The sequence below is a fragment of the Vibrio sp. AND4 genome, from assembly GCF_000171815.1.
In the GTDB taxonomy this organism is placed as follows: Bacteria; Pseudomonadota; Gammaproteobacteria; order Enterobacterales; family Vibrionaceae; genus Vibrio.
This window is the reverse complement of the sequence record NZ_ABGR01000055.1, coordinates 1-6,181: the sequence shown is the minus strand read 5'-3', so window position 1 is coordinate 6,181 and position 6,181 is coordinate 1. Positions and strand designations below refer to the sequence as shown.

The 6,181-nt window shown below is 44.2% G+C and carries 6 protein-coding genes; 3 read left to right on the top strand and 3 right to left on the bottom strand.

Annotated elements, in window-relative coordinates; translation table 11 throughout:
- Positions 1-225: 225 nt before the first annotated feature.
- The gene (locus AND4_RS18140; protein ID WP_009844441.1) at positions 226-789 is read left to right on the top strand and encodes a hypothetical protein; all 564 of its coding nucleotides are present in this window, start codon (positions 226-228) and stop codon (positions 787-789) included.
- 401 nt (positions 790-1,190) lie between these two features.
- Here AND4_RS18140 and AND4_RS18135 read toward each other — a convergent pair whose 3' ends face one another.
- From AND4_RS18135 to AND4_RS18125, 3 genes are read right to left on the bottom strand one after another with little or no spacing between them, the layout of a single operon-like run.
- On the bottom strand, positions 1,191-1,370 hold the full coding sequence (locus tag AND4_RS18135) for a hypothetical protein (protein ID WP_009844440.1): 180 nt from the start codon (positions 1,368-1,370) through the stop codon (positions 1,191-1,193).
- 36 nt (positions 1,371-1,406) lie between these two features.
- Complete coding sequence (locus AND4_RS18130; protein ID WP_009844439.1) at positions 1,407-1,745, bottom strand: Hpt domain-containing protein; 339 nt, start codon at positions 1,743-1,745, stop codon at positions 1,407-1,409.
- Positions 1,746-1,757: 12 nt separating this feature from the next.
- Positions 1,758-3,293, bottom strand: coding sequence for a response regulator (locus AND4_RS18125; protein ID WP_009844438.1), 1,536 nt, complete (start codon positions 3,291-3,293; stop codon positions 1,758-1,760).
- 255 nt (positions 3,294-3,548) lie between these two features.
- Between AND4_RS18125 and AND4_RS18120 the strand changes: the two genes are divergently transcribed.
- The gene (locus AND4_RS18120) at positions 3,549-4,688 is read left to right on the top strand and encodes an exonuclease SbcCD subunit D (protein WP_009844437.1); all 1,140 of its coding nucleotides are present in this window, start codon (positions 3,549-3,551) and stop codon (positions 4,686-4,688) included.
- 9 nt (positions 4,689-4,697) lie between these two features.
- Positions 4,698-6,181: SMC family ATPase (locus tag AND4_RS18115; protein ID WP_009844436.1), on the top strand; the 1,484-nt coding region annotated here is incomplete at its 3' end.

Below are 6,181 nucleotides of genomic sequence, written 5' to 3'. Positions count from 1 at the left end.
CTCGTTTATGTCCAGAACCATCACAGGATGAATTCTTACCCGATGTGATCACCGAGCGATTCTGTCGAACCTTAATTGCCAAACGGATGTGCTAATACGCACACAAAGGGCGATTGTCGAAAAGTGGGCTAACGTAACAGAAAAGCGTAACCAAATGGTGAGAGAGATTGGCAAGGAATATAAAATTAACGAACCGTTTAAAAGTGGACAAGGAATATCGCATATATGAATAAAGTGTTATCACTCACTTGCTTTACATTTCTGGCTGGCTGCGCTAATTATACCCAAGTTAACAATTACGAAAGTAAAGATAATCTTGAGGCCACTAACCCACTTGTATGCGTCAATTCTACCTCGGTAGGCCCCGAAAGTACGGCAGCTGGTATTGCTGCTGGTGCAAAAAATTGCGCTAATTCGTTTAAATACAATGAAGCAGCAGAACTTATCATGGTAGCAAATGCCTACGTGCACTTTGATGCACAAAGGGTAACTGACAAAACCGCACATGGTGCGCTGAATGCACTTTTCAAAAAAGAGTTTGGCTCTCTGTCAGAGGCTCAGATAAACGAGCTATTTTCTAGCATCAATGCACTCGATAACAATCAGTCAAGGAAAAGTGAAATTTGCACGTACCTCATTTCAGCACCTCCGCCATCTTATTTTCCCAAATATATGATTGCACAAGGTATGGGGGCATTTACAGGCTCTTCCAAAGAGCCATTAATCGAAGACTTCAATGCGAGTGAGGCATGGTCAAAGTCCATGGCATTCGTCAAGTGCAGCAGCTAACAAGTGCGTCCAAAATATCGTCGCTAAGCTTGAGCACAATGACTGTAATTAGCTAGCTATTACGGCAAAATTTTTCGGACAAAAATGGTATTTACAGCATTGAGGCTCTAGGTGGGGTAATTACTCTTAAATTGGGTGACAGTGTACTCTGGTATTTAAATGTATGTGACGTTGCATCCCTTAAATAAGCGACTCAAGGCACAACACAGTGATCAAAGAAATTACGTTACAAGATGTGCGTGTCAGTGTGTGGGGTTTAATCCGTTTAGGACGAGACAGAGTTTGTGCATAATGGATCTTGCATAATAACCGATTACCCAGATACCAAAATGGCGGCAAAATCTGCCGCCATCTCACCATTAACTCCCTAGATGAAATCTAAGTGCCTGCCTTTTAGGCTCCTATTTTTCATTTGTTATGGTAAGCAATAATTCAAGTTCTTCTGATGTCAGTAAGTTTTTGTTTTGTAAAATCTCACTTTCTTCTAGAGACTGGCGCGCCTGCCTTATTAAATGTTTTTTTTGAGTTGTGGTGAGATCTCTCAAGGACTCTATCAACTCTTTAAAATGAGTATTGTTCATAGCCTAGCATTCCGATTAATAAAAATTTAATGAGTGTTACTTATCAACATTGGACAAGTAATCCGTTATCTGTTGGTTTATTTTAACCAATTCGTCGTTGATTATAGTCAAATCTTTTTTGTTTGGTGAAATATTATCTCTCGTATTTTCCTCTATGTTTTTTAATGCCGATACTGCTGAGTCTTCCCCAAAGCTTGAAAGCACACTTTTTAAACTGTGCGAAAGTAAAAAGAGCTCAGGCCAGTTTTGCTCTTGGTTCAGTTGATTGATGCGTTCTAATCCATTTTCATAGTCTTCCATGTAGGTTGTGAAAACAGCAAAGATAATGTTGGCATCGTTGTCCACAAAAGTATTGAGTACGTCGAAATTGATCATTGCTTAACTCCACTAAGTGGCTTGAAGGTTGAATGGGGGAGGTAACTCAGACATATGCGATCCCGAGAGGTACGCTTTAAACCAATGGGACCAGTTGGGTGGTAAAGGGCGCTGGGATAGAAACTCAATGCTCTCTTTTAGTGGAAATCCCTTTGCTTCATCGCTGTTAGCTGGCAGTCTTTTTAGACGTATCTCAGCTGAGAACGGATATTTTTTGCTGAGCTCTTCAGCATCGTTCTTTTCATTTGCCTCACTTCTTAAGTTGGCGCCCGATTTAGCGGCAATCAAGGTTAAACAACATTGCTTAATGGCAAACTCTCCGAAGGAGTCCAACAGCGGAACGGCTTGTGTGAGAATGGTTAACGGCGCTTTACTCGGTTGAGCGTAATAATGACTAAGCGATTGCATGAGCTTTCTGTGCGCATGCTCTGGTTGGGAACCCAATATCAACAATTTACATTGCATCACTTGCTTAAAAGCCGCTAAATCGATTAATTGGCTTCGATTGAGCTGCTTCTCTGCAAGTAAACAAAACTCATTGAGTTTAGTGAGAGTGCTCTTTTTATCGCTTTTGCTGCAGAGCGTTTGAAAATGCTCAATGACGACATCCATGTAGGCACTCATCGCGAGGAGCCATTGAGGATCGGTCGAGGACAAGTTAGAAGCATATCGATAACCGATTTCGTAAAGTCGTTCATATTGTTCTAGCTTGGAGAGAACTCTAGACAGCGTGATGAGTCGAGCGCTGCTACTTGGGGTCAGCTCAAAAGCACGATTAGCGAGGGGTAATGCTTGAGTGTGCTGATCGAGGGCTTCATATAATCCGACCAGATTATCTGTTGCTCTCAAGCAAAGTGGATTCTGCGCAACGTAATTTTCAAGAATGTCGACTGCCTCGCGGACTTCGCCGTTTCGGTGGAGTAAAAATGTCTGAGCGCAGATTCGGCTGGCGTGTTCTTTGCCGCTGCAAAAAGGGAGAAAGTTTTCTAGTACGTCAAACTTTTTTGCGTCCACTAGGGCATCGATGATGAGAGATTCTACACAAACACTGGTCGCGTATTTGTTGTGTAGTTGAATGATGTCACCGAGGGAAAGTGTTTCGACCTCACTTAGGTATTGTTTTACCTCGGTCAGTTGATGTTGCTCTAGCAAGGCGGTCAGTATTTTTGCCCGAAGTGCTTTGGTTTGAATGGGCTTAGTGAGCAGGTGTCTAACGCGACCAGATAGGGCCGTTAGAACCGTCTCTTGTTTGGCATCACCCGATATCATAAGCACAGCAGTCGTGTCGGATATCAATTTTGCTCGGCTGATGAGATTGACCAATTCCAAGCCAGTGAGTTTTTCCGAAAGGTGGTAGTCGACAATAATGAGCGAATAGAAACGCGTTTTAACAGCACTCAATGTTTGCTGAGTATTATTCACACAGGTAATGTTTGATATTTTTGCCCCAAGTGAAACGAGTTGGTGCTTGACCAACGTTGCAGATGTAGAGCAATCATCAATGATCAAAATACTGATGTCTTCAACTTCGAATTTCCCGTTGGTCAAACTGCTGCCTTTTTATACGGATGAGTACACGATAAACGTAAACCTAGTCAACGGCTTGTGTAAAGGCAAGGGTTCATCCAAACAAAGAGGAGACAACATGCCCTTTATCAACTTTTGGGGGTGTTGACTCCGATAAGCCGCCCTAGGTATCAGGGTTGAAATTGCGTGCATAAACCACATGAAAAGCGAGCGAACTCACGATATCCTAGAGGAATTACAAGATAGCGCCACGTTGATGGCAGAAAGTGAATTCGAATGAAGTTTATCCATACCTCAGATTGGCACCTTGGCCGACAGTTTCATAACGTTTCTCTGCTTGATGATCAGCAAGCGGTTCTTGAACAGTTGATCCAATACATCAAAAACAACCCAGTCGATGCCGTGATTGTTGCTGGCGATGTTTATGACCGTTCTGTCCCACCAACCGTTGCCATTGAATTACTGAATAAAACCGTGAAGCGGATCTGTGGTGAGCTCAATACGCCGATGATCTTGATTTCTGGCAACCATGATGGTGCTGAGCGTCTTGGTTTTGGCTCTGAGCAAATGAAAAATGCGGGTCTTCACATTATTAGCAACTTTGAGGACATGCTTACCCCTGTTGTTATTGAAACTGAAAGCGCAGGACAAGTCGCTTTTTATGGCATGCCTTACAACGATCCTGAGCAAGTGCGTTTTGCCTACCAAGAGCCCATTTCGACCCATGACCAAGCGCATAAGCTATTGGCTGAGAAAATCACAGAGCAGTGCCAACCAGAACAACGCAAGGTACTTGTTAGCCACTGCTTCGTTGATGGTGCAATGGAGTCTGATTCTGAGCGTCCACTTTCTATTGGTGGCTCTGATCGCGTCAGTCACGAGCATTTCCTTGACTTCGATTATGTGGCGTTGGGTCACTTGCACCAGCCACAGAAAAAAGGCGAAGAGTACATTCGTTATTCGGGATCTCTAATGAAATACAGCTTTGGTGAGCAGAACCAAAAGAAAGGTTTCACCTTGGTGACAATCGACCAAAACGGCTTTGTCTCGGCAGAGCACGTTGACCTTACGGCACCACATGAGATGCGAATCATCGAGGGCGAGCTTGAACAGGTGATAGAGCAAGGCAAAACGGATCCCAAAAATGAAGACTACTTGTTGGTGCGCCTGATGGATAGGCACGCGATCTTAAATCCAATGGAAAAGCTACGTGCTGTTTATCCAAATGTGCTGCACCTAGAAAAGCCCGGCATGCTAATTGGTGTCGAGCAGGAAATGGCTAAAGCGAAATTGGCGAGAAGCGAGATAGATATGTTCCGAGACTTCTTTACACAAGCGCAAGACGGCCAATTATCGCAGCAACAAGATCAAGCAATCAGCGACATTATCCAGCAACTTTCCCCGCAAGCTCAGTAAGGGCCAAACATGAAACCGATTAAACTAACCATGCAGGCATTTGGTCCGTTTGCTCAAATAGAGACCGTTGAGTTTGACAAGCTAGGTACTAACCCTCTTTTTTTGATCAATGGCCCTACAGGATCGGGGAAAACTTCGATCCTTGATGCGATTTGTTTTGCTCTTTACGGTGAAACGACAGGGAATGAGCGGCAAGGCATTCAAATGCGTTGTGATACGGCCGCGCCCACCTTGCTAACCGAAGTAACCCTTGAATTCTCTTTGCATGGCAAAGTATATCGCGTTATTCGCTCGCCAGAGCAAGAAGCGCCAAAAGCGAGGGGTGAGGGCACAACAGTACGTAAACATACTGCCGCTTTGTATGAGATCACCGACGAAGAAAAGCTCATTACCAGCAAAACAACGCAAGTCAGGGTTGAAGTGACCAACATTATTGGTTTGAACGAGACTCAGTTTCGCCAGGTTATGGTGCTGCCTCAAGGTAAGTTCCGAGAGTTGCTGCTTGCGACATCGAAAGAACGTGAAGATATCTTTGGCCAGCTATTTCAAACGGATATCTACAAGAAGATAGAATACGCCCTAAAAGACAAAGCGAGCGCCATTAGCAAAGCGAAGGGCGAGTTTGACAACCAAATTCGAGGTGCGCTTCAGGTGGCTGGTGTCTCTTCAGAAACCGAGCTAACGGATCAGCGTGAAGCGTTATCGACGCAATTTGAAACGGCGCAAAAGCAAGAGCATGACTCTCTTGCGCAATTAAATACCATAAAAGTCGATCTGCAAAAAGCGCAAACGCTGAGTAATGAGTTCAAAAAGCATGAGCAAGCAGAACTCGCATTGAAGCAACATATGGCGCAGAGTGAGGTTGTTTCCTCTAGGCAAATACAACTCGACAATGCCAAAAAGGCAAGCAAGATTGAGCTGCCTTATGTCACGTTACAAAACGCGGTTAAACAAACGCATGAGCTTGAGCAAAAGGTGGCAACGCTCTCTAAAGATCTCGCTAAGGCAGATGAAGCAGTAAAAGCCAAAGAAGGTGCGCTTTACACTGCGAAAGAACAAGCGGCGCAACTGCCAAAACTGACAGAGCAACAGTTTCAACTTGAAAGCATGAAAGGGAAGTTGGTCGAGAAGTCAGAGCTAGAAAAAGCCATTAATAAAGGTATAACGCACAAGTCAGAGTTTGAAACCACGTTGAAGAAATACATCTCTCTAAAAGAGAAGTTAACGCTGGAAGCGCAACAAGGTCAGAAAACCCTAGATCAAGCTCGCGTTGATATTGCCAGTATTGGCAGCGTAGAGGCAGAAATAAAGCAGCAACAGCGTTTGATGCAAGACCTACAGAAGTTAACGGGATTGAACCAAGAGTTAGCAAAGTTGGACGCGTTAACCCAAAGTAAGCAAGCATCAGTTGAACAAGCAAAGGCAAAGTTCGTCGAACTTCAGCGCTTTGCAGATAGCCTTGAACTAAGCTGGCACGGTGCACAAGCCGCGGT

What these genes read in the sequence shown, in the direction of transcription:
- AND4_RS18140 (WP_009844441.1), top strand. Translation starts at nt 226, where the DNA reads ATGAATAAAGTGTTATCACTCACTTGCTTTACATTTCTGGCTGGCTGC.
- AND4_RS18135 (WP_009844440.1), bottom strand. Translation starts at nt 1,370, where the DNA reads ATGAACAATACTCATTTTAAAGAGTTGATAGAGTCCTTGAGAGATCTC.
- AND4_RS18130 (WP_009844439.1), bottom strand. Translation starts at nt 1,745, where the DNA reads ATGATCAATTTCGACGTACTCAATACTTTTGTGGACAACGATGCCAAC.
- AND4_RS18120 (WP_009844437.1), top strand. Translation starts at nt 3,549, where the DNA reads ATGAAGTTTATCCATACCTCAGATTGGCACCTTGGCCGACAGTTTCAT.